24 protein-coding genes are annotated in these 20,835 nt (G+C 66.6%); 10 read left to right on the forward strand and 14 right to left on the reverse strand.

All coding sequences use genetic code 11. From position 1 onward, the window contains the following. Window positions 1–198 precede the first annotated feature (198 nt). Entirely contained in the window at window positions 199–840 is a 642-nt protein-coding gene (gene coq7, locus FA89_RS02845) for a 2-polyprenyl-3-methyl-6-methoxy-1,4-benzoquinone monooxygenase (RefSeq protein WP_036138013.1), read from the forward strand. Here coq7 and FA89_RS02850 read toward each other — a convergent pair. Then, entirely contained in the window at window positions 837–1,523 is a 687-nt protein-coding gene (locus FA89_RS02850; RefSeq protein WP_036138016.1) for an extensin-like domain-containing protein, read from the reverse strand. The genes coq7 and FA89_RS02850 overlap by 4 nt on opposite strands. A gap of 40 nt (window positions 1,524–1,563) precedes the next feature. Further along, complete coding sequence (locus FA89_RS02855; protein ID WP_036138018.1) at window positions 1,564–2,436, reverse strand: aldo/keto reductase family oxidoreductase; 873 nt, start codon at window positions 2,434–2,436, stop codon at window positions 1,564–1,566. A gap of 138 nt (window positions 2,437–2,574) precedes the next feature. On the opposite strand from FA89_RS02855, the gene FA89_RS02860 reads away from it, so the two are divergent. Beyond that, window positions 2,575–3,459 (forward strand): LysR family transcriptional regulator, encoded by an 885-nt coding sequence (locus FA89_RS02860; protein ID WP_221174351.1) that lies wholly within the window; start codon window positions 2,575–2,577, stop codon window positions 3,457–3,459. A gap of 47 nt (window positions 3,460–3,506) precedes the next feature. Here FA89_RS02860 and speD read toward each other — a convergent pair whose 3' ends face one another. Then, window positions 3,507–4,292 carry an adenosylmethionine decarboxylase gene (gene speD, locus FA89_RS02865; RefSeq protein WP_036109987.1) on the reverse strand — a complete coding sequence of 262 codons (786 nt, stop codon included), beginning with the start codon at window positions 4,290–4,292 and terminating at the stop codon, window positions 3,507–3,509. Between the two features lie 333 nt (window positions 4,293–4,625). On the opposite strand from speD, the gene crp reads away from it, so the two are divergent. Beyond that, window positions 4,626–5,321 (forward strand): cAMP-activated global transcriptional regulator CRP, encoded by a 696-nt coding sequence (gene crp / locus FA89_RS02870; RefSeq protein ID WP_036138022.1) that lies wholly within the window; start codon window positions 4,626–4,628, stop codon window positions 5,319–5,321. A 15-nt stretch (window positions 5,322–5,336) separates the two neighbouring features. On the opposite strand, the gene FA89_RS02875 is transcribed toward crp, so the two are convergent. Then, window positions 5,337–6,287 (reverse strand): bifunctional helix-turn-helix transcriptional regulator/GNAT family N-acetyltransferase, encoded by a 951-nt coding sequence (locus FA89_RS02875; protein WP_036138024.1) that lies wholly within the window; start codon window positions 6,285–6,287, stop codon window positions 5,337–5,339. Window positions 6,288–6,426: 139 nt separating this feature from the next. On the opposite strand from FA89_RS02875, the gene FA89_RS02880 reads away from it, so the two are divergent. Then, the gene (locus tag FA89_RS02880) at window positions 6,427–7,173 is read left to right on the forward strand and encodes a sulfite exporter TauE/SafE family protein (protein WP_036138027.1); all 747 of its coding nucleotides are present in this window, start codon (window positions 6,427–6,429) and stop codon (window positions 7,171–7,173) included. 19 nt (window positions 7,174–7,192) lie between these two features. Here FA89_RS02880 and FA89_RS02885 read toward each other — a convergent pair whose 3' ends face one another. Genes FA89_RS02885 through FA89_RS02900 form a run of 4 tightly spaced genes read right to left on the reverse strand, consistent with a single transcriptional unit; the run spans window position 7,193 to window position 10,444 of the window. Further along, on the reverse strand, window positions 7,193–7,852 hold the full coding sequence (locus tag FA89_RS02885; RefSeq protein WP_051938482.1) for an HAD family hydrolase: 660 nt from the start codon (window positions 7,850–7,852) through the stop codon (window positions 7,193–7,195). A 55-nt stretch (window positions 7,853–7,907) separates the two neighbouring features. After that, the gene (trpC, locus tag FA89_RS02890; RefSeq protein WP_036138031.1) at window positions 7,908–8,747 is read right to left on the reverse strand and encodes an indole-3-glycerol phosphate synthase TrpC; all 840 of its coding nucleotides are present in this window, start codon (window positions 8,745–8,747) and stop codon (window positions 7,908–7,910) included. Window positions 8,748–8,796: 49 nt separating this feature from the next. Then, entirely contained in the window at window positions 8,797–9,828 is a 1,032-nt protein-coding gene (gene trpD / locus FA89_RS02895) for an anthranilate phosphoribosyltransferase (RefSeq protein WP_036138034.1), read from the reverse strand. Between the two features lie 19 nt (window positions 9,829–9,847). Next, complete coding sequence (locus tag FA89_RS02900) at window positions 9,848–10,444, reverse strand: anthranilate synthase component II (protein ID WP_036143549.1); 597 nt, start codon at window positions 10,442–10,444, stop codon at window positions 9,848–9,850. 235 nt (window positions 10,445–10,679) lie between these two features. On the opposite strand from FA89_RS02900, the gene FA89_RS02905 reads away from it, so the two are divergent. After that, entirely contained in the window at window positions 10,680–11,360 is a 681-nt protein-coding gene (locus FA89_RS02905; RefSeq protein WP_036138036.1) for a hypothetical protein, read from the forward strand. 77 nt (window positions 11,361–11,437) lie between these two features. Beyond that, window positions 11,438–11,959, forward strand: coding sequence for a cupin (locus FA89_RS02910; protein ID WP_185754211.1), 522 nt, complete (start codon window positions 11,438–11,440; stop codon window positions 11,957–11,959). Window positions 11,960–12,019: 60 nt separating this feature from the next. On the opposite strand, the gene FA89_RS20430 is transcribed toward FA89_RS02910, so the two are convergent. Continuing rightward, complete coding sequence (locus FA89_RS20430; protein WP_036138039.1) at window positions 12,020–12,235, reverse strand: isochorismatase family protein; 216 nt, start codon at window positions 12,233–12,235, stop codon at window positions 12,020–12,022. A gap of 334 nt (window positions 12,236–12,569) precedes the next feature. Between FA89_RS20430 and FA89_RS02920 the strand changes: the two genes are divergently transcribed. Both FA89_RS02920 and FA89_RS02925 read left to right on the forward strand, forming a co-directional pair. Continuing rightward, complete coding sequence (locus tag FA89_RS02920; protein ID WP_036138042.1) at window positions 12,570–12,959, forward strand: VOC family protein; 390 nt, start codon at window positions 12,570–12,572, stop codon at window positions 12,957–12,959. Window positions 12,960–12,971: 12 nt separating this feature from the next. Then, window positions 12,972–13,916: a D-2-hydroxyacid dehydrogenase family protein gene (locus FA89_RS02925; RefSeq protein WP_036138045.1), complete on the forward strand. Its 945-nt coding sequence runs from the start codon at window positions 12,972–12,974 to the stop codon at window positions 13,914–13,916. A gap of 50 nt (window positions 13,917–13,966) precedes the next feature. Here FA89_RS02925 and FA89_RS02930 read toward each other — a convergent pair whose 3' ends face one another. Together FA89_RS02930 and FA89_RS02935 are read right to left on the reverse strand one after the other, a co-directional pair. Further along, window positions 13,967–14,812 (reverse strand): DUF2884 family protein, encoded by an 846-nt coding sequence (locus tag FA89_RS02930; protein ID WP_036138046.1) that lies wholly within the window; start codon window positions 14,810–14,812, stop codon window positions 13,967–13,969. Window positions 14,813–14,926: 114 nt separating this feature from the next. Next, on the reverse strand, window positions 14,927–15,565 hold the full coding sequence (locus FA89_RS02935) for a response regulator (RefSeq protein ID WP_036138049.1): 639 nt from the start codon (window positions 15,563–15,565) through the stop codon (window positions 14,927–14,929). A 107-nt stretch (window positions 15,566–15,672) separates the two neighbouring features. Between FA89_RS02935 and FA89_RS02940 the strand changes: the two genes are divergently transcribed. After that, the gene (locus tag FA89_RS02940; RefSeq protein ID WP_081916320.1) at window positions 15,673–18,615 is read left to right on the forward strand and encodes an ATP-binding protein; all 2,943 of its coding nucleotides are present in this window, start codon (window positions 15,673–15,675) and stop codon (window positions 18,613–18,615) included. A gap of 108 nt (window positions 18,616–18,723) precedes the next feature. Continuing rightward, entirely contained in the window at window positions 18,724–18,963 is a 240-nt protein-coding gene (locus FA89_RS02945; RefSeq protein ID WP_036138052.1) for a hypothetical protein, read from the forward strand. 16 nt (window positions 18,964–18,979) lie between these two features. Here FA89_RS02945 and FA89_RS02950 read toward each other — a convergent pair whose 3' ends face one another. The 3 genes from FA89_RS02950 to FA89_RS02960 form a co-directional block, all read right to left on the reverse strand. Next, window positions 18,980–19,414 carry a PA2169 family four-helix-bundle protein gene (locus FA89_RS02950; RefSeq protein WP_036138055.1) on the reverse strand — a complete coding sequence of 145 codons (435 nt, stop codon included), beginning with the start codon at window positions 19,412–19,414 and terminating at the stop codon, window positions 18,980–18,982. Window positions 19,415–19,480: 66 nt separating this feature from the next. Beyond that, entirely contained in the window at window positions 19,481–20,233 is a 753-nt protein-coding gene (locus FA89_RS02955) for a DUF2884 family protein (RefSeq protein ID WP_036138056.1), read from the reverse strand. A gap of 60 nt (window positions 20,234–20,293) precedes the next feature. Beyond that, a complete protein-coding gene (locus FA89_RS02960) occupies window positions 20,294–20,833 on the reverse strand; it encodes a hypothetical protein (protein WP_036138058.1) in 540 nt (179 codons plus the stop codon). Window positions 20,834–20,835 lie beyond the last annotated feature (2 nt).

A 20,835-nucleotide genomic window follows, 5' to 3' on the forward strand; every position in this document is an offset into this window, starting at 1 on the left:
GGACTTTTCCCTCATCGCGCAAGCCCACCGTGCAGGTGAGCTTCGGGCCGACAATCATAACATGATGAACGGCCCGTTTCACAAGCCTCGGGAAGCGAAAGGACGACTGGCGCGACAAGCGGCCGCAGCGACTTCACCTTTTCCCGGTACCCGCGCATTGTAACGTGACGTATCCCGTTTCGTCAGGAGTTTTCGATCATGCCCGTTCGCACGCTCAGCCCCCTCGATCGCCTGCTGGCCGGTGTGGAGCGCGCCATGGAGGCCGTCGCGGGCTCGCCGGAAGCGGCGCGTCCGTCGCCCGGCGATACCGTGCCCGAGGCACCGATGTCGGAGCTGGAGCGCCGCCATGCGGCCGGACTGATGCGGATCAACCATGTGGGCGAGGTGTGCGCGCAGGCGCTCTACGTCGGCCAGGCCGCCCTGGCGCGCACCGACGAAACCCGCGCACACCTGATGCACGCCGCCCGCGAGGAAACGGATCACCTGGCCTGGTGTGCCGAGCGGCTCAGCCAGCTCGACAGCCGCCCCAGCCTGCTCAATCCCCTGTGGTATGCGGGCAGTTATGCGATCGGTGTCGCGGCCGCGGCCATCGGCGATCCGATCAGCCTGGGTTTCGTCGTGGAAACGGAACGCCAGGTGGAAGCGCACCTTGCCGAGCATCTCACGCGCCTGCCACCGCAAGACGAACGATCCCGGGCGATCCTCGCGCGCATGCAGGAGGACGAGGTGCGCCACGCGGATGCGGCGCAGGCCCGTGGCGGCATCGCGCTGCCCTGGCCCCTGCCCCGTTTGATGCAGGCGGCCTCGGCCGTGATGAAGACCGTGGCCTACCGCATCTAGCGGCAGCCGCCGTAGCCGCTTCCCTGCGCATGGAAGTGCGTGCGGTGGGCGGCGTTGTAATCCGGCCCCAACAACGCGCCGAAATAACCGCAACCGTCAGCCTGCAGCCCGTGCAGGAAAGGCTCCTCTCGCGGGGCGCTCCAGTCACGCGCGACGACGATGCGCCGGCCGTCGGCCAGGCGGAACGCCGTGAGGTCGATCGCGTCGGCCCGCGCGTGGCGACTCAGCGGCGCATCGTTGCGGTGATAGACATTACGGCAGGCGTAGCTGCCCACATGCTCGATCACGCGCACGGGTGAACCGAACGCCGCCCTGGCGCCCGGTTGCAGCGCCCTCCGCTCGAATAGCACCATCGCGGCGGCTAACGGGCAGGTGAGCATGACGGGCGACCCCAGCCGCGCCTCGCCCAGGGCGGACACGCGCACGGCATCGCTCCAGCCGCAGCCTCCGACTTCCTCGTGGTCGGCCAGCGGAACGAAGACGGCGCCGGCATGCCGGAGGGCGGCCCGGCACATCGCGGGATTGCCACCGAGGCGGTCCAGCTTGTAGCGAAGAAAGACATCCGGCGGTGCAGTGAGGTCCAGCGGCGCCCACGGGTTGTAACGATCCGGCGGCCGCCAGCCACTCGTCCCGACCAGGGCGACGACGGACAGCAAGAGGACGAAAAGCAGCAGCGCGCGCATGCCCTACATCCTAGGCATGCGTGCGTGAAGGCGGCTCCGGTCAGGCCGCCCTGCCCACGGCGTCCAGTTCGCGCAGCACATCGGCGTCCAGCGTGAGATCGGCGGCGGCCAGGTTCTCGGTCAGGTGGGCGACCGATGACGTGCCGGGGATCAACAGGATGTTCGGCGAGCGGTGCAGCAACCACGCCAGGGCCACCTGCATGGGCGTTGCGCCCAGACGCGTGGCGATGCCGCTCAGCGTATCCGACTGCAGTGGACTGAACCCGCCCAGCGGGAAGAAGGGCACGTAGGCGATACCGGCCGCCTTCAGGTCGTCGATGAACGCGTCGTCCGCGCGCTGGGCCAGGTTGTACATGTTCTGGACGCAGACGATGTCGCACAGGCCACGGCCTTCGGCCAACTGGGTCGGAGTGATGTTGCTCAGCCCGATGTGCCGCACCAGGCCTTGCTGCTGAAGGCCCGCCACCGTTTCCAGCATGGGCGCGATGGACCCTTCCGCGGGGCCATGGGTGTCGAACATCACCCGGAGGTTCACCACGTCGAGCACGTCACGGCCCAGGTTCCGCAGGTTGTCGTGCACGGCGGCGGTGAGCTCCCCCGGGGAGAAGGCGGGCAGCCAACCACCCTTTTCGTCACGGCGCGCGCCGATCTTGGTCACGATGACCAGGTCGTCGCGGTACGGATGCAGGGCCTCGCGAATCAGCTGGTTGGTGACATGCGGACCGTAGAAGTCGCTGGTGTCGATATGGTCCACGCCCTGTTCCACGGCGGCACGCAGCACGGCCAACGCGGCATCGCGGTCCTTCGGCGGGCCGAACACCCCCGGGCCGGCCAGCTGCATCGCCCCGTAGCCCAGCCGATGGACCGGAAGGTCGCCGAGATGGAAGGTGCCCGACGTCTGGATCGTGGTCATGGAAGAACTCCCGATTGAGTGAGTGCGTAGCGTAGGCGCCGACGGATAAGCCGATAAGAGGGCACAATCGGCACGGCCTGTCCCGCATTCCGCACAACCCATGTCTAGGAGATGACCATGAAAGCGGACCTCGGCGACCTGCATGCCTTCGTCACCGTCGCGACGGCCGGCGGATTTCGCGAAGGGGCGCGCCTGAGCGGCGGCAGCGCCTCCGCCCTGAGCGAGGCGGTCCGCCGGCTGGAGGCCCGTCTCGGGGTGCGCCTGCTGAATCGCACCACGCGCAGCGTGGCGCCGACCGAGGCCGGTCGCGGCCTGCTCGATCGCCTCGCGCCGGCCCTGGCCGAGGTGGGACAGGCGCTGGATGTCGTCAACAGCTTCCGCGATCGCCCCGCCGGAACGCTGCGCCTGAACGTTCCCATGAGCGCCTCCCGACTGGTCCTGCCGGCTCTTGTCCCGACCTTCCTGGCGGCTTATCCGGATATCCGGCTCGAGGTCCTCACGGACGAGAGCTTCGTCGATGTCCTCGCGGCCGGCTGCGACGCCGGTATCCGCTACGACGAGCGCCTGGAGCAGGACATGATCGCGATACCGATCGGCCCCCGGGTCCAGCGCTTCGCCACGGCCGCCTCGCCGGCGTACCTGGATCGCCACGGCCGCCCGGCGCACCCGCGCGAGCTGCTGGGGCACGCCTGCCTGCGCGGGCGGTTCGCCAGCGGCAACATGCCCGCCTGGGAGTTCGAGAGGGACGGCGAAACGGTCTGGGTCGAGCCGACCGGCCCACTCGTGGTCCGGATCGGCGGCGCCACCGACCTCGCGGTGGATGCGGCCATCGCCGGCACGGGCATCGTCATGCTGTTCGAGGACTGGCTGCGGCCACACCTGGACAGCGGTGCGCTCGAACCCGTGCTGGCATCCTGGTGGCTGTCGTTCCCAGGCCCGTTCCTCTACTACCCCGGACGACGCCTGGTACCCGCGCCCCTGCGCGCCTTCATCGACTTCATCCGGGCGACGGCGCCGGCCTGAACAAAGGACAGGCAAAAAAAACCCCGCTTTTTCGCGGGGTTTGTGAATCACATCAGGTTGCGGCCGTGGAACAGCTCCTCGATTTCCCGGCGCAGCAGCGATTCGATGCGCTGGCGCTCCTTGAAGGAGAGATCGTCGGCCTGGGCCTCGAACAGGTAGGTGTCGAGGTCGAAGTCCTTGATGTGCATCTTGGTGTGGAAGATGTTTTCCTGGTAGACGTTCACGTCGAACATCTCGTACTTCTGACGGATGTGCTTGGCGAGGTAGTCCTGCACCGAATTGATCTTGTGGTCGATGAAGTGCTTCTTGCCCTTCACGTCGCGCGTGAAGCCGCGCACGCGGTAGTCGGCGATCACGATGTCCGACTCGAAGCTGTCGATCAGGTAGTTCAGTGCCTTCAGCGGCGAGATGACGCCGCACGTAGCCACGTCGATGTCCGCGCGAAATGTCGCGATGCCGTTGTGCGGATGCGTTTCCGGGTAGGTATGGACGGTGATGTGGCTCTTGTCCATGTGGGCGACGACGGCACCGGAGATGGTGTCGCGGCCCAGCTTCTCGACCACCGGTTCTTCCGAGATCAGGATGGTGACCGATGCGCCCTGCGGGTCGTAGTCCTGGCGGGCGATGTTCAGGATGTTGGCGCCGATGATCTCGGCCACATCCGTGAGGATCTGGGTCAGGCGATCGGCGTCGTACTGCTCATCGATGTACTCGATGTAGTTCTGGCGCTGCTGTTCGGACACCGCATAGCAGATGTCGTAGATGTTGAAGCTGAGCGCCTTGGTAAGGTTGTTGAAACCTTGCAGACGAAGGCGGGGAAGCGGTTTGACCACAGCGACTCTCCGAGGCCGGGAGGAACGGCCAGCAGTAGACGCGGGTTAGCAGCTAGGGTCCCCGCAGGTGATGTAAGCGACGGGGCGTCATTCTGCCCGGCGCTTGTGTACGGCATAAGACAAAGGGTCCCTACACCGAGGGGGTGAAATTATGAGGCAAGACGCTCAGGAATTGAACACGCCCGGGGTGGATCGATTTAATTTGTGGATTTTGTGCCCCGGTTGTCTGCAATAATCGCCCTGACACATGGCAAGTAGGCGACGCCTGACGGAAAACCGTCGGCATACACTCATCCGGGGCTGCCATGCCATTGCGACCCATCGGAATCAGCTGTGGCCCAACTCAAATACTTGCTTCAACAGGCTTTCGAACGTTCGCAAGCGCCGACGGGCTTTGCGCCGGACCCCATCGCGATGGGCCGCTTCCTGGACGCATGCCATCGCCGCCGCTACCCCGGCAAGACCGCGATCATCCGCCCGGGCGATCCGGCCAACACACTGTACTACGTGGTCGAAGGCTCGCTGGCGGTGTGCACCGAGGACGAGGAAGGCCGTGAGCTGATCCTGGCCTACATCAACCGGGGGCAGTTCATCGGCGAGATGGGCCTGTTCGTCGAGCAGGCCCAGCGCGAGTCGCTGGTGCGTACCCGCACCGCCGTGGAGATGGCAGAGATCAGCTACGAGCGGCTGTTCCAGCTGCTGGAGGGCCCACTCGCCGCCGAATGCCCCAAGCTACTGTTCGCCATCGGTTCCCAGCTGACCCATCGCCTGCTGCGCACTTCACGCCAGGTCAGCCGCATGGCCTTCATGGACGTGACCAACCGGGTATCCCGCACGCTGCTGGACCTGTGCCAGGAGCCGGACGCCATGACCCACCCGGACGGCACCCAGATCCGCATCTCCCGCCAGGAGGTCAGCCGGATCGTGGGTTGCTCGCGCGAAATGGTGGGACGCGTGCTCAAGCAGCTGGAAGAAGAGCGGATGATCGATGTGGCGGGCAAGACCATCGTGGTGCGCGGCACCCGCTAGGCCCCAGGGCGCGGCTCAGCCGCCCCGGTAGATCATGTGGACGTCCGCGCGCTCGTAGTGCGAGCCCGGACGCAGTGCCGGCTGCAACTCGAACCCGGCGCGCCGGTACATGCCAAGGGCCCTCGCCAGCCGGCTGTTGGATTCCAGGAACAGTTCCGTGCCCGCCCGGGCGCGGTAGTCGGCGATTGCCGCGTCGAGCAGCTTGCGGCCCGCGCCTAGCCCTCGGTAGTTCTCGTCCACACCCATTTTCGACAGCTCGTAGACCCCGCCCCCATGGTGCAGCAAGGCGCAGGTGCCTATGACTTCGCTGGCGTAGAGCGCGAACAGGATCGTGCCGCCGCGGGCCAGCACCTTCCCCTCCGGATCGGCGAACAAGGCACGGTCGACGTCCTCGACCCGGAAATGGCGTTCCAGCCACTGCTGGTTGAGGCGCTGGAAATGCGGCGCCAGCGCCGGCTCGTAGGGAACGATACGCACGGTTTCGCTGGCCAGCGCCGCGCGCTGGTCGAGGATGGCCGCGACCAGTGGACGCTCGGCCAGGGCCTGTTCGCAGCCGTCGATCGCCTCCAGCAGCGCCAGCCCCCGGCCCCCCATGGACGCCGCCATGCCGCGGCGAATGGATAGCCATACCGGCCCCAGCGCACCGAGTGCCGACTCCCCCGCGTCGGTCAGCGCCAGCACGCTGCGCCGGCCGTCCCGCGGGTCGCGCTGGCGAACCACCATGCCCGCGTCCACCAGTCGATCCGCCAGTTGGCTGACCGCCGAATGGGTCTGCCCGATGGCCGAGGCCACCTCGGTCACGGTGGTGGGCCCGACATCGCGCAGGAATCGCAGCACCGGAAACCAGCGCGACTCGATGCCCGCGTCACAGGCCCGGTAAACCTCGTCCACCGCCTGGTAGAAATGATCGCTGAGCGCCTTGAGCCGGCTGCCGAGCGCAAGTTCACGCAGGGAGGAGAGGTACATCGGGCATCCGCGCAAGGGGTCGAAAGCCGAGGCTAGCGGCGGCGGGATGTCGCACGCAAGCGATACGGGCAACCCCTTCATTCCCGGCACGCATGCCGGTGGGCTATGGTGTGTCCACCATCCACGACAACGACGGCGCATGGACTGGAGCCAGTTCCTCATCTTCGCCGGCGTCGGCCTGCTCGCCCAGCTGGTCGATGGCGCGCTGGGCATGGCCTATGGACTCGTGTCCAACGCCGTGCTGCTCGCACTCGGCCTGCCCCCGGCGGTGGCGAGCGCCACCGTGCATACGGCCGAAGTGTTCACCACCGGGGTGTCGGGCGGGGCCCACGCCTTCTTCGGCAACGTGGACTGGAAGACCTTCCGCCGCCTCGCCATTCCCGGGGTGGTAGGCGGCATCCTGGGGGCCTGGTTCCTGGCCAGTGTCGACGGCGACGTGCTGAAGCCCTTCGTCTATGCCTACCTGCTGATCCTGGGGATGGTGGTGCTGGTGCGCGCCACGGGCCGCACCGTGTCGCGCCATCGGGTCCGGCACAAGGGCATCCTGGGCTTCTGCGCCGGACTGCTCGACGCCATCGGCGGGGGGGGCTGGGGCCCGATCGCCACCTCCACGCTGCTGGCCAGGGGCGGGGACGTGCGGCAGACCATCGGCACGGTGAACGCGGCGGAGTTCGTGGTGACGATCGCCATCTCGTCGACGCTGATCTTCCATATGGGCGTGCAGCACTGGCCCATCGTGCTGGGCCTGCTCACGGGCGGCGTCATCGCCGCGCCGATCGCCGCGTGGCTGGTCAGGCACCTGCCGCCCCGTTACGTCATGGTCGCGGTAGGTTGCCTGATCGTGGGTATCAGCCTCTACCAGTTGGGCTCGTACTTCCTGCGCTGAGGCGCTGGCCGGACGTGGGTCAGAACCAGTGCAGCACGTCCAGCCGATCGCCCAGGGCGCGGCGGGCCTTCCTCTCCATCTTGGGCGATGGATTGACCAGCACCGCCTTGTCGGCGGCGCGCAGCATGGCCAGGTCGGACAGGGAATCGCTGTAGGCCAGGGCCCAGGGCCGCGGGATGCCGGCCTTGTCAAGATTGCGCACCTTCATGCCTTCGACGTTGTGCACGGTGAAGTGCACCCCCAGCGGGCCGCCGCGCGTGGACGACGCGATCAGTTCGTAACCGGCCAGGCTCACCTCGTCCAGGATGGACTCGACCATCGTGAGGTCGTTGCCGCTGACGATGACGACCCGGTCACCCAGCGCGACGTGCCGGCGCAACGTCGCCACCGCATCGCGCAGGAACACGCCGGGGCGCCGGGCGTAGACCCTGGCGAACGCACCGACCCGGCGACGATAGCTGGCTTCCCGCCGACCGAAGGTCACCACACGCAGGAAGACGCGCCCGAGGAGGCGGCTGCCCGCCACGGTCGGCAGCAGCAAAGGAACGAAGGGCAGCAACGGCAGGCCGAGCAACAGGCGCCAGCGACCGGCGCCGGAGAGGCACTCGCGGAAATACAGCTCGAGCGTCTGGTGACGCACGATGACGCCGTCGAAGTCGAACAGGACGACGCGACGCACGTCGGCGACGGGGCCAGGTGACCCCGTCGTTTCACTCCCCTGGTCCATGCCGCGCCTAGTGCTTGTGCGTCAGGCTGGGCGTGTCGAACAGCTTGCGCAGTTCCGTACCGGGATCGGCGGCGCGCATGAAGGCCTCGCCAACCAGGAAGCAGTCGATGCCCTTGTCGCGCAGCATCTTGACGTCTTCGCGGTTGTGGATACCGGATTCGGCGACCAGTGTGCCGTCACCGACCAGTTCCTTAAGGCGCAGCGAGGTTCCCAGCGACGTCTCGAACGTGCGCAGGTTGCGGTTGTTGACGCCGATGAGGGGCACGGGGAGTTCGAGTGCGACTTCGAGCTCTTCCTCGTTGTGGACCTCGACCAGGACGTCCAGGTCGAGCTCGGCGGCGAGCATGGATAGCTCGAGCAGGGCCTCGTGATCATGGATGACATCGTCGTCCGTCTTGGTGGCGAACGCGGCGACGATCAGCAGGATGCAGTCGGCACCGATGGTGCGCGCCTCGTACACCTGATATTCGTCGACGATGAAATCCTTGCGCAGGATGGGCAACTTGCAGGCCCCGCGCGCCTGGCGCACGAAGTCCTCGTGACCCTGGAAGAAATCGGCGTCGGTGAGGACGGAAAGGCACGCGGCTCCGCCTTGCTCGTAGCTGCGGGCGATCTCCGCCGGATTGAAGTCGGCGCGGATCAGCCCCTTGCTCGGGCTGGCCTTCTTGATCTCGGCGATCACCGCCGGCTGGCCGTCGTGCAGCTTGGCGTCGATGGCCGCCACGAAGCCGCGCGTGGGCTCCAGGTCGGCGATCATTGCGGCGAGGTCATCCAGCGAGCGATGACGCTTGCGTTCGGCTACTTCTTCCGCCTTGCGGGTGAGAATGCGATGGAGGATGTCGGGCATCGAAGCGCTTCCTTGGGTAAGGCCGGGCAGAGGGGGATTCCCGGCGATCTCAGGCGCCGAGCCGCCGGGTGGCGGCCACGAACGCATGCATTTTTGCACGAGCCGCGCCACTTGCGATCGTCTGGCGGGCAAGATCGATACCCGCCCGGATCGTGGGCGCCACATCCGCCGTGTACAGGGCGGCGCCGGCATTCAGGCAGACGATGTCCTGGGGTACGCCGGGCACGCCGGAGATGGCGTCCACCAGCATCGCCATGGAGCCCTCGGCATCCTCCACCCGCAGGTTGCGACTGGATGCCATGGCCAGCCCGAAATCCTCCGGCTCGATCTCGTATTCATGGACCACGCCGTCGCGCAGCTCCCCTACCAGGGTGGCAGCGCCCAGCGAGATCTCGTCCATGCCGTCGCGGCCCCAGACCACCAGGGCGTGCTTCGCGCCCAGGGCCTGCAGCGCGCGGATCTGGATGCCGACCAGGTCAGGATGGAACACGCCCATCAGGATGTTCGGCGCCCCGGCGGGATTGGTCAGCGGACCGAGGATGTTGAAGAGGGTGCGGACCCCCATCTCGCGCCGGACCGGGGAGACCACCTTCATCGCGGGATGGTGGTTCGGCGCGAACATGAAGCCGATATCCACCTCGGCCATGCAGACGGCCACCTGGGCTGGCAGCAAGTCGATCCGCGCGCCCAGGGCCTCCAGCACATCGGCGCTGCCGGACTTGGACGACACGCTGCGGCCACCGTGCTTCGCCACCCGCGCACCGGCGGCGGCGGCGACGAACATGGATGCCGTGGAGATATTGAAGGTGGACGCGCCATCGCCGCCCGTACCCACGATATCGACGAAATGCGGGTGGGTGCCAGCGTCCACACGCGCCGAGAGGTCGCGCATCACGCGCGCCGCGCCGGTGATCTCGCCCACCGTTTCCTTCTTCACCCGAAGGCCGGTAAGGATGGCGGCCGTCATCAGCGGGCTGACATCGCCGCGCATGATCTGGTGCATCAGCTCGATCATCTCGTCGTGGAAGATCTCGCGGTGCTCGATCGTGCGCTGCAGCGCCTCGGAGGGGGTCATCGGCATGGCGCCTGAATCCTTGTCGTTACGCGGCGAGTGGCAGCGGCATGCCGAGGAAATTGCGCAACAGGTCGTGACCGTGCTGGGTGAGGATCGACTCCGGATGGAACTGCACGCCCTCGATATCCAGCGTGCGATGGCGCAGGCCCATGATCTCGTCGATCGAACCGTCCTCGCGCTCCGTCCAGGCGGTGACCTCGAGGCAATCGGGCACCGAGCCCTTCTCGACCACCAGCGAGTGGTAGCGAGTGGCCTCGAACGGGTCGGGCAGCCCGGCGAACACGCCCTGCCCCCGATGGCGCACCGGCGAGGTCTTGCCGTGCATGATCTCGCGCGCCCGGATCACCGTGCCGCCGAACACCTGCCCGATGGCCTGGTGGCCGAGGCAGACCCCGAAGATCGGCAACTCGCCGGCCAGCTCCCGCAGGATATCCATGGACACGCCCGAATCGTCCGGCGTGCCCGGGCCCGGCGAGATCATGATGCGCGAGGGTGCCAGGGCGCGGATATCCGCGACAGTGAGGGCATCGTTGCGAACCACCTTGACCTCCTGCCCCAGCTCGCCCAGGTACTGGACGAGGTTGAAGGTGAAGGAGTCGTAGTTGTCGATCATGAGCAGCATATGGACCTGACCGGTTTCGTTCATTGCCGTGGTCGGCCATTGTACGGCACATCGCGAAAACGCTGACCAGGCACCGGTCGTGCCGAATCGCGCACACCTGGTCCAGAGCGAAACCGGCGCGCAGCCGCGTCAGCTCCCCCAACCCGATGCCAGACTGCCGACGCGCAGCGGCGAAGGTGGGCAGCACGCCTTCTCTTCGCAAGGAAATCGCATGGCCTGGGCGAGGATGGCTCGCATGCACAATCTCGACTTCAGTTCGTGGCAGGGCCTGCTCTCCACCCTCTTCGGGCTGGCCGTCATCACCCTCATAGGCGTGGGCATCCGTTTGCTGGCCATGCAGACGGTGCAGCAACGCCGAGAACGGGAAAACCGACAGATCAATGAGCGGCTGCGCACCCTGATCGCTGCCTACAAGACGTTGGGCGGCTCGTTCAGCGGTAATCTCGCGGTCGACCCTACCCATATGCGCGACCTGCGACTTCGTGCCGCCTCAGCTGAAGGCTCTGCGGGTGAATTCGCTTCGGGCTCGGACCGGGCGCGCCGGGTTCGCGACGCGGTGGAAGCGGCCCTTTCGGACATCATCCTGCTCGGCACCGAAGAACAGGTGGCGCTGGCGGCCCGAGCCGCCACCGAGATGGTCGAGGGACACCCGGTGCACATGCACGACCTCGTCGTTTCGCTGCGTAACTTCATTCGGAAAGTCCTCGACCTGGAACCGGTGTCGCGGAAGATCGCCATTCCGAACCAGGGACCCGCACGCGTGGTGGCGGCGAAGGGAAAGGCCGATGGCGGCGCGAAGGCTGAAGGCAGTGGCGCAGGTAAAGGCGGCGGCATGGGCGGCGGTATGGCGGCCGGCGCAGGGCTGGGCCTCGGCGGCGGGATCGCTGCAGAGGATGCGCACGGGCATCACGAGTAGGCCGGCTCGCCTGGGCGCTGCCATCACGTGCGCTTGTCGCATGCTTGCCGCCCACGACACCGACGGAGTGCAGCGCTATGATGCCGAAGCAGAGTGCCGAGCCTGAAACAGTGTGGATGCATCGCAACGGCTGGGTGCCCAACAACGAGGCGTATCCCGTTCTCGTCTATAGGAATGTCATTGAGGGCGACGAGGGCGACGATCTCGCGTCGAACATCGAGGCGACCTTCGCAACCAACGGATGGCCACCGGAATGGCGCGATGGCGTTTTCGACTATCACCACTACCACTCCACGGCGCACGAAGTGCTCGGCTTCGCCACCGGCTGGGCGCGACTCGTTCTGGGCGGACCCGGAGGGCACGATATCGAAGTGAAGGCTGGCGATGTCATCCTGTTGCCGGTGGGCACCGGTCATTGCCGCGTCGATGCGTCCAACGACTTTCTTGTCGTCGGCGCCTATCCCGAGGGGCAGCACTGGGATATCTGCCGTGAGCCGCCAACTGCCGCGATGATCGAACGGATGCGCGCGCTGCCCTTCCCGAAGAGCAACCCTGTCAACGGCGACAAAATATCCCTGCCCCGGCATGAGAAACGCTAGGCAAGCAACTTCGTGAAGCGATCACGATCGCCGAACACCAAGCCGATCCCAGCACTTCCTTTAGGCTGACAATTGCACCTGACCGAGCACCTTCAACAGCTCGTCCGTGGTGACCGTCTCGCCAATACGCGGGAAGATCGTCTTGACGCTGTTCTCGTGCGCAGCGGCGTTGAGGTCCGTCATGGCATCGGTCACCATAACGACGTCGTAGCCGAGTTCACTGGCATAACGCGCCGTGAACTCGATGCCGATGCTGGTGGCGATATTGACCAGCACGACAGGATGGTTCTTCGCGCGATCGACGCGGACTTCGCCACTACATCGGCGGCCGGGTGAACCGTCGGCAGGGCGACAATGCCCTTCTGCAGATCGATAACGACAAGGGCGGCGTGGTTGTCGAGTTGGCTAAGCGGCACGGTGTGACCTGTTCATCGAGGTAGTGCGACTGGACATGCCCGAAGGCTAAGGTTGCGCACCCCGACTGACAAGCCAGACGTGCAAGGTTGGCGTCGAGCGTTCTCGCGCAACCCCCGCACCCTGACGCAAAGGGACTTGCGGCCGGCCTGGGCAGAGCCGATGCTTGTTGGTCCCCACAGCAAGGATTCCCCCCATGCAGTCCCTCGGCGCCATCGCTTTCCTCGTCCACGATTACGACGAGGCCATCGCCTTCTTCGTCGATGCGCTGGGCTTCTCACTGGTAGAGGACACGCCCCAGGGCGAGGGCAAGCGTTGGGTCACGATCGCGCCGCGGGGGTCGGATGGAACGAAGCTTCTGCTGGCCCGCGCCATCGACGACGGGCAGCGCGCCCAGGTCGGCAAGCAGGGGGGCGGCCGCGTGTTCCTGTTCCTGCACACCGACGACTTCGCCGCCGATCACGCGCGTATGCAGGCACACGGCGTACGCTTCCGGGAAACACCGCGCCATGAGCCCTATGGCACGGTCGCGGTGTTCGACGATCTCTACGGCAACGGATGGGACCTGATCCAGCCGGCCGGCTGACAAGGAACATGCATGAATGACCCGATTCGCGTGGCAGTGCTGGATGATTACCAGAAGGTTGCGCGCACCAGCGCCGACTGGTCGTCCGTGGAAGCCAGGGCGGAACTCACCGTCTTCCACGACCACCTGCACGATCACCAGGCGCTGGTGCGTCGACTGGCCCGCTTCGACGTCATCTGCGTGATGCGCGAGCGCACGCCGATGACGGCCGCCCTGATCGCCGCCCTGCCCCGCCTGCGGCTGATCGCCTCCACCGGGGCGGCCAATGCGTCCATCGACACCGAGGCTGCGGCGGCGCATGGAGTCACCGTGGCGCACACCGGTTATGCGTCTACGCCCACCATCGAATTCACCTGGGCCGCCATCGTCGGGCTGGCGCGCGACATCGCCGGCGAAGCGGCCTCCGTGCGCGCTGGCGGCTGGCAGGTCGGACTGGGCACCGAACTGCGCGGCAAGACGCTCGGCATCCTTGGCCTGGGCCGGATCGGTTCGGCCGTGGCCAGCATCGGCAAGGCCTTCGGCATGCACGTCATTGCATGGAGCGAAAATCTCCAGGAAGAAACGGCCAGCGCGCTCGGCGTACAGCGCGTCGACAAGCAGGCGCTGCTCTCGCGTTCCGACTTTCTGACCATCCACACCCGGCTCAGCGAACGGACGCGCGGCCTCATCGGCGCGGCGGAACTGGCGTCCATGAAGCCGACCGCGCGCCTCATCAACAGCTCACGCGGCCCGATCGTGGACGAGGCGGCACTGGTGGATGCGCTGATAGGCGGTCGCATCGCTGGCGCCGCGGTGGACGTGTTCGAGACCGAACCGCTACCCGCCGACCACGCCTTCCGCGACCTGCCGAACGTGCTGGCCACACCGCATATCGGCTATGTCACCGAGGAGATGTACCGGACGTTCTACAGCGATACGGTAAAGAACGTCCTTGCCTGGCTGGACACGCTGCCCTGAGCCGAAGCGGCCCTGCATGCCAAGGGCCGGTGCGGCCGAGGCCAGGCTCGTTAGCGTGACGCCACCTTGCCAGCGTCCTTGGCTACTGCTTTCCCGCCCTTGTCGCCCTTATCGCTGTCCTTGGGCTTGATCGTCATCAGCTCCAGCGGCTTGCCGTCCGGCTGACGTACCGTCCAGCCACGCTGGAGATCGGCCAGGTCGTTGAGTTGCGGGCAGATCTGGTCGGAACGATGCTCCAGCGCCTTCGACCGTTTGTCCATGGCGCCGTCCAGCGATTTTTCGAGCGACTCGGCGCGGGCCTGCAGCGCCGCGACCTTGCTCGCATCGCCGGACAGGGCGGCCGTGACGGCACTGGACGTGACCGAGCCGACCAGTTCGCCGACGGTATCGGAAACGGAGCCTCCGACGGTTTCCGCCATGTGGTCGTTCGACCAGTGCCCGGCGCCCACGCCTTCGTCGATCTGGCGCAGGGCCTGGGCCTGTTTGCGCTTGAGCTTTTCCAGCAGGCTGGCACGCTGCTCGCCATCGGCGAAGGACAGCGTAACGGTGGTCATGGCCGAGAAGCCGAGCTGCACACCTTCGCGCGCGATGGCGGCAACCTCGGGGACCAGCTTGCGCACGCCGGCCTCGTAGCGCCTTAGCGCGTCGGCATCGGCGGATGACACCGTCGTCTGGCGACCATCGATACGGACGCTGCCGTCGTGCAGGAAGATATCCGCCGGCGCGCCCGTCTTGCGATGGAACGACAGACCGGCATCCGTGACATCCACGTCATACGGGGTGGAGTAATCGCTCTTGCAGGTGTCCGTGCTGAAGTTGATCGTGCCGGCGTGAGCTGTCGCGGCGGACAACGCAAGGGCGACGGCAAGGCTTCCGGCAATCGGCGAATGACGCATGATCCTGCTCCCTGGGAGATGACACCGGCTTGGATGCGCTCGGCTTGCCTTTGGTTTAAACCCCATCGGCATCCCACGCATGGGCCTGAGGTCACGGCGTGACCTTTGGCAGGGTCAGGAGGCGATGCCTCGTTCGCGGGCATATTCGGAGAGGCGGCTGTCGTGATCGAGGCCGAGTTTACGCATCGCGTCGCGCTTCTGCCGGCTTACCGTCTTGACGCTACGACTGAGGCGTTCGGCAATCTGCGTGATCGACATGCCCCCGACGTACAGCCGGACCACCTCCATCTCGCGCGCGGAAAGCCGCGATGCATCGCAAGGCGCCTGGACACCGGCGACGTCGAACTGGCGACGAATGGTGTCGCTGAGGTAGGGCCTTCCGACGGCGGCCTGCCTGACCGCTACCGCGACCTCTTTCAGCGGTGCCCGCTTGTCGCATAGGCCGAGTGCGCCCCGCGCTCGCATGGCCTGGAGCACCGCGGCATTGTTGACCATGGTGAGCACGACCACCGGAAGCCGGGGATAGCGACGACGCATCAGGTCGATCAGGGCCAGCCCGTCACCGTGGCGTCCACCCGGCATCGAGAAGTCGGTGACCACGACATCGCAGGGGCGCGTGGTCAGCAGGTCGAGCAAGTGGTCGCCGTTGGCGGCTTCACCGACCACCTCGATATCCCCCGTGGCCTCGAGCGCGGCACGCGTGCCCATCAGGACCACCGGATGATCGTCGGCAATGATCGTTCGCAGAACCATGTCTTCCCTCGACGGCGGAAACGCGCAGCCGTTTTCCATGCCATGTGTTACATCTCTTCGCACGGCGGAGATTACAGTAAAGCTCCGTGCGTGGTCGAAGGAACGCCATGACGCGCTTGAGAATGTTGGTCAAATTAAGCTGTGCAGCGATCGCATGGCAGGCACCCGTCGGCGCTGCAAGTGCGGACGGCCACCCACCGCTGGCGTCGGCATCGCAGTGGCAGGCCGAAACGCATACGACGGACGTCCGCGCGTGGGCGATGCCCTCCGTGCACGACGATGCAGGCCACACAGACACGCCTGCCATCGCCGTGGCGTTGAACGACGACGAGCGGCGCTGGCTGGCGAACCTACCGATACTGCGCATCGGCATCGATCCCACCGCCGCGCCACTGTCGCTCATCGATCGCGATGGCGAAGGCGAAGGCCTGTCGCTCGACTACCTGCAAGCGGCGCTGCAGGCGCTCGGCGTGCGATCGCGCACGGTCGCCACCACGGACTGGCCGGAGACGGTGCGCGCAGCCTCCGTGGGCGACATCGACCTGCTTGCCGCCGCGTCGCCACGAAACGGCGCTCTTGGCAGGCACTTTGTGTTCTCACAGGCCTACGCCGAATTCCCCGTGATGATCGTCACGCGTGAGGCGTTCCCCACCATCGGCGACATCCACGACCTTTCCGGACGACGCATCGCGGCCAACCTCTCGCAAGGCGCCGTGGCGGCCGCGGTAGCGGCGATACCTGGGGCGGTCGCCATCGACGTGAGGACGACGGCGGCGGGGCTGCAGGCCGTGGCCGCAGGCGACGCCGATGCCTACGTCGGCGATATCGCTACTGCGGAGTTGCAGATCCGACGCGATTATCCGGCGCAGCTCAAGCTCGCCGCCCCCACGAACGAGCGTGCCGCCCTCACCATTGGCGTCGCCAACCGCTACGCCCGCCTGGCATCGCTCATCGACCGCGCCCTGGCGCGTATGCCCGAGCGTCGCTCGCAGGCCATCCGCAACACCTGGCTGCGCTCGCAGTACACGTGGGGTGGATCGTGGAAGGAAATCGCGCGCAAGGTCGGACCGGCCGGCGCACTGGTCATGCTATTGCTGCTGGCCGTGTCGTACGCCTACCTGCGGCTTCGCCGTGAAACACGCCTGCGGCTGCGCAGCGAGGCCCAACTGGCCGACGTGACACGGCACATGCCGGCCGTGGTCTATCGCTTCCTGTATCGGCGGGGTGGATCCATCACGTTTGTCTATGTCGGCGGCAATCCCGAACCCATGTTCGGCATTGACGCGGACACCCTCATGGCCGACGAGCGACGCGCATTCGCGCGAGTGGACGAACGCGACCAACCCACCCTGCTCGCGGCCATGGCACACAGCGCGGCAACGCTTCAACCACTGCACGCGGAGCTGCGTGTGCGCGACAGCGATCCCGAGCGCTGGGTCGCCTCGCATGCGCTGCCGCGTGCGGTCGCCGAAGGCACCGAGTTCACGGGCTACTGGATCGATATCTCCGAGCGCCATCGACAGTCGGCCCAGCTGGCGGCAGCAAAGCGCGCGGCCGAAGCGGCGACACAGGCCAAGAGCCTGTTCCTCGCCATGATGAGCCACGAGATCCGCACGCCGATGCACGGCGTACTGGGCACCCTCGAGATACTGGGCCGGACCCCTCTGGAACCCGGGCAGCGACGCCTGCTCGAAACCGCGGAAAACTCGGCCGAGTCACTCCTGCAGATCCTCGACGACATCTTGGATTTCTCGCGGATCGAGGCCGGCCAGGTCGCTATCGATCCCGTTCCCGTCGACCTGCGCGAACTGGTCGCCGGCATCGTGGACCTCTTTGCCTGGCAAGCCGGCCAGAAAGGACTGCAAATCACGGCCCGGGTCGATCCGCGCGTGGCACCGGGCGTGATGGTGGACGGCAGCCGCCTTCGCCAGATCATCGTCAACCTGGTCAGCAATGCCGTGAAGTTCACGTCGCATGGCAGCGTCGATGTCCATCTGGATGTCATCGACGCGGACGATAGCTGTCAGCGTTTGCGTTTCATCGTGAGCGATACCGGCATGGGCATCGCCGATGCGGACATCGCCCGTTTGTTCTCGCCCTTCAGCCAGGCCGAGGCATCGATCACCCGTCGCTTCGGCGGCAGCGGCCTCGGGCTGGCGATCAGCCGGCGCCTCGTCGAGTTGCTGGGTGGACATATCGCCATGACCAGCTCCCCCGGCGTCGGCACGCGGGTCACGGTCGAATGCGCGTTGCCCGTGGCCGTCATGCCTGCGCAGGACACGCCGTCGCCCACCGCCCAGACGGAGAGAACGACCATCGCCCGGAACGTGCTGGTCGCCGAGGACCACCCCGTCAATCGCGAACTGGTGGCCGCGCAACTCCAGCGAATCGGCCATCGGTGCCGCATCGCCGGTGACGGCACCGATGCCCTGCGCACGGCCGGCACGTGGCCGGTCGACGTGCTGCTCACCGACCTGCACATGCCCGGCATGGATGGCCACACGCTGATACGCGCCCTGCGCGAGCGCGGCGCCACGATGCGCATCGTGGTCATGACCGCGGACGTCATGGCGAGCGAACGCGACCGCTGCATGGCAGCAGGCGCCAACGCGTTCGTGACCAAGCCCCTGCGTCTCGCCGCCCTGCGCGAGGCGCTGGCGTCCGGGCCCGAGGATTCCACAGGACACGCCGGCGAAGTTGGCGGCGAGGTCGATGCATGGGATGTCGACCTGTGGCGCGACCTGTTCGGCGACCTGGCCGCCATGCCCGACATGATCGATCGTTTCGAAGCCGACCTGGACGACGCCATGGATCGCCTTCGCACCTCGGAGACGCCGGACGCCGTGGCCGGTCACCTGCATCGTGTACTGGGCGGCATGCGGGTTTTCGGCGCGTCAGCGGAGGCGGCGCACCTGGAGATGCTGGAGACCCTGCTTCGCGCCGAGGCGACCCGGGCCGATGCCATGCTGCGACTGGCCGGCGTCCACGACATGCTGCGTCGCTTCGTCGGACGCTTGAGGGAAGCAGTCACCAGGCAGCTCGCGCACTGAGTTATTACTCAAAAAAATAGTGGGATTTTTCAGAATTGTCTGATTACCCCCGCTGCCTCACTACGCCACCCTTACAGACACGCGGACCACGCCGCGAGGGAGGCAATCATGCGCAGACCGGCTATCGAGTATCACATTGCCCAGTCGGGCACGTCCTGGGGCATCTATCGCGAGGGCACGCAGATCGCCGTCCGGTCCGATCCCGCGGACGCTATCGCCTTTGCCAACTTCTTTGCCGACCGCGAGACCCTGATGAATCTCCGACGAGTACACGTGTCCGCGGATACCGTCATGCACCGCACGCTCAAGAACATGCGCAGGGCTGAAGCCGTGCGAGCGGTGGCCTGATCGTTTGCCCCCGGGCTCAGCGGCCCGTCACGCCACCCAGGTTGCTCATATCCAAATGAAGCAGGCGCAGACGCGCAATATGCCTACCCACCGTGGCGCGGTCGCCCGAGGACGCCTCCAGCTTGAGGAAGGCATCCAGCAGACGGCGTTCCATCTGCTCCAGGGTACGAATCCAGGTGACGTCCGGGTCGTGTGAGAGCTTTACGGACGCCTCGACCACCGTACGCCGGACCCCGCTCATTGCGCCGCCAGCAGAGGCCGGCTTGCCGCCGGTGGCACTCACCTGGCCCTGGAGATCGCCGGCAATGGCGTTCAGGGAGTCGGCCGACTCTTCGAGGATCGCCTTCAGGCCGGGTTCCCTGACACCCCGTGACGCGTGGCGATACAGATCGCGATCCGCTATGACGCGGCGGATCAGCCCATTCACGACACGGATCGAAGTACGTTCCATGGGACGGACGTTAGACCCCCTGGACTTAGCCGGTCATAAATGCCGGCGATTTCGGTCAGCCTGGGGTCATTCGCCGCTTTCGAGCAGCAGCAGTGGATGACCCGCGCTGTCATGCAGGCCGGATTGCAGGTCGAGAAGTTGCTGAACCGAGGGGCACAGCGCCTGTACGCGTGGCCGCAGCGCAGTCTCGACCCGTGCGATGACCCGGGCCTGCCCACCGCTGGACACCGCGGCGACGCGATCCCGCAGGGCGGCGGCGCCTTGCAGGTCGCCGTTCATGGCCAACTGCATCGCTTCCCCACCCACGTCCTCCGTCAGGATGGGCGTGATATCGGACACGATCTCCTGAGCATAGGCGCGCATGGCGTCCTCCTGCCAGTCGCGGGTGCTCTGGCTGGCGGCGATACGCCGTTTGATGTCGGTGACCCGCGCGGTGAGCGCGCGATCAAGGTCGCCGCTGGCCGCCGCCCCGGGCGCGGCCGTGGCGGCTTCGTCACGCACCGCCTTGGCCGCGATGTCCACGCCATCGCTGGCCAGGCCCTTGGCCTTGGGTACCAGCAGGCGGACGTTGCGCTCGAAAAGTGCCACGCGATCCTGCTCGTCGGGCCGTAGCGCCACGCTCCTGCCATCGGTGACAAGGGTGCCGTCCTGCATGCGGACGCTGCGCGGAGCCCCCTGCGCACGATCGAATACCAGGGAGTCCGGACGGACGGTCAGGTCGTAACTGCTTGCGATGCGGCAGCTATGGTCGATGTCCTGGGCCGTCGCGGCGCCGGCGAATCCGACGGCGAGGGCGAGAACGAGCAGGCGTGCGGTCATGGATACATCCCGGCTAAAGCCATTCGATAGCGTCGGCGGGGCGAATGGCCGCTGAACCGGTCAGAGCGCAGGCACCATGAACTGCTGGCGCACACGCAGGCTGCCCAGCGCCCAGGCCAGCCACGCCAGCAGCGGTACCGAGACCACTTTCAGCACCACACCCGCCAGCATGATGCTGCGTTGGCGACCCGCCACCATCACGAGGTCCGGCGGCAAGCCGGCCTGCCCGAGTACGATGCCCAGCTGCTGCCACTGTCCATAGGCGAACCATGCCGTGTAGGCAGCCCACACCATAAGCAGCAGCGCCACGATACGCATGGCGCCACGTGCCCAGTCGCGCCAGCGCAGGGTGGACAACGTGACGACGATGATCGCGAACGCCGCCAGCGTGTAGCCCAGCGACCACAGCAGTGCGATGCGGGGGTCGGGACCACCCGCCACCGCCGCGGTGCTCATCGTGCCCACGGCCTGGCCGAAGACGAAGCCGGCATAGGCATTGACCACGAAGCCGGCCGCGGCCAGCAGCATCACCAGCCAGACGACGATGCGCCACGGCGCGAATGGACGGGTGTGACGGGCGCCCCGGGCGGCTTCGAACACGC

The sequence above is a fragment of the Luteibacter sp. 9135 genome (genome assembly GCF_000745005.1).
GTDB lineage: Bacteria > Pseudomonadota > Gammaproteobacteria > Xanthomonadales > Rhodanobacteraceae > Luteibacter.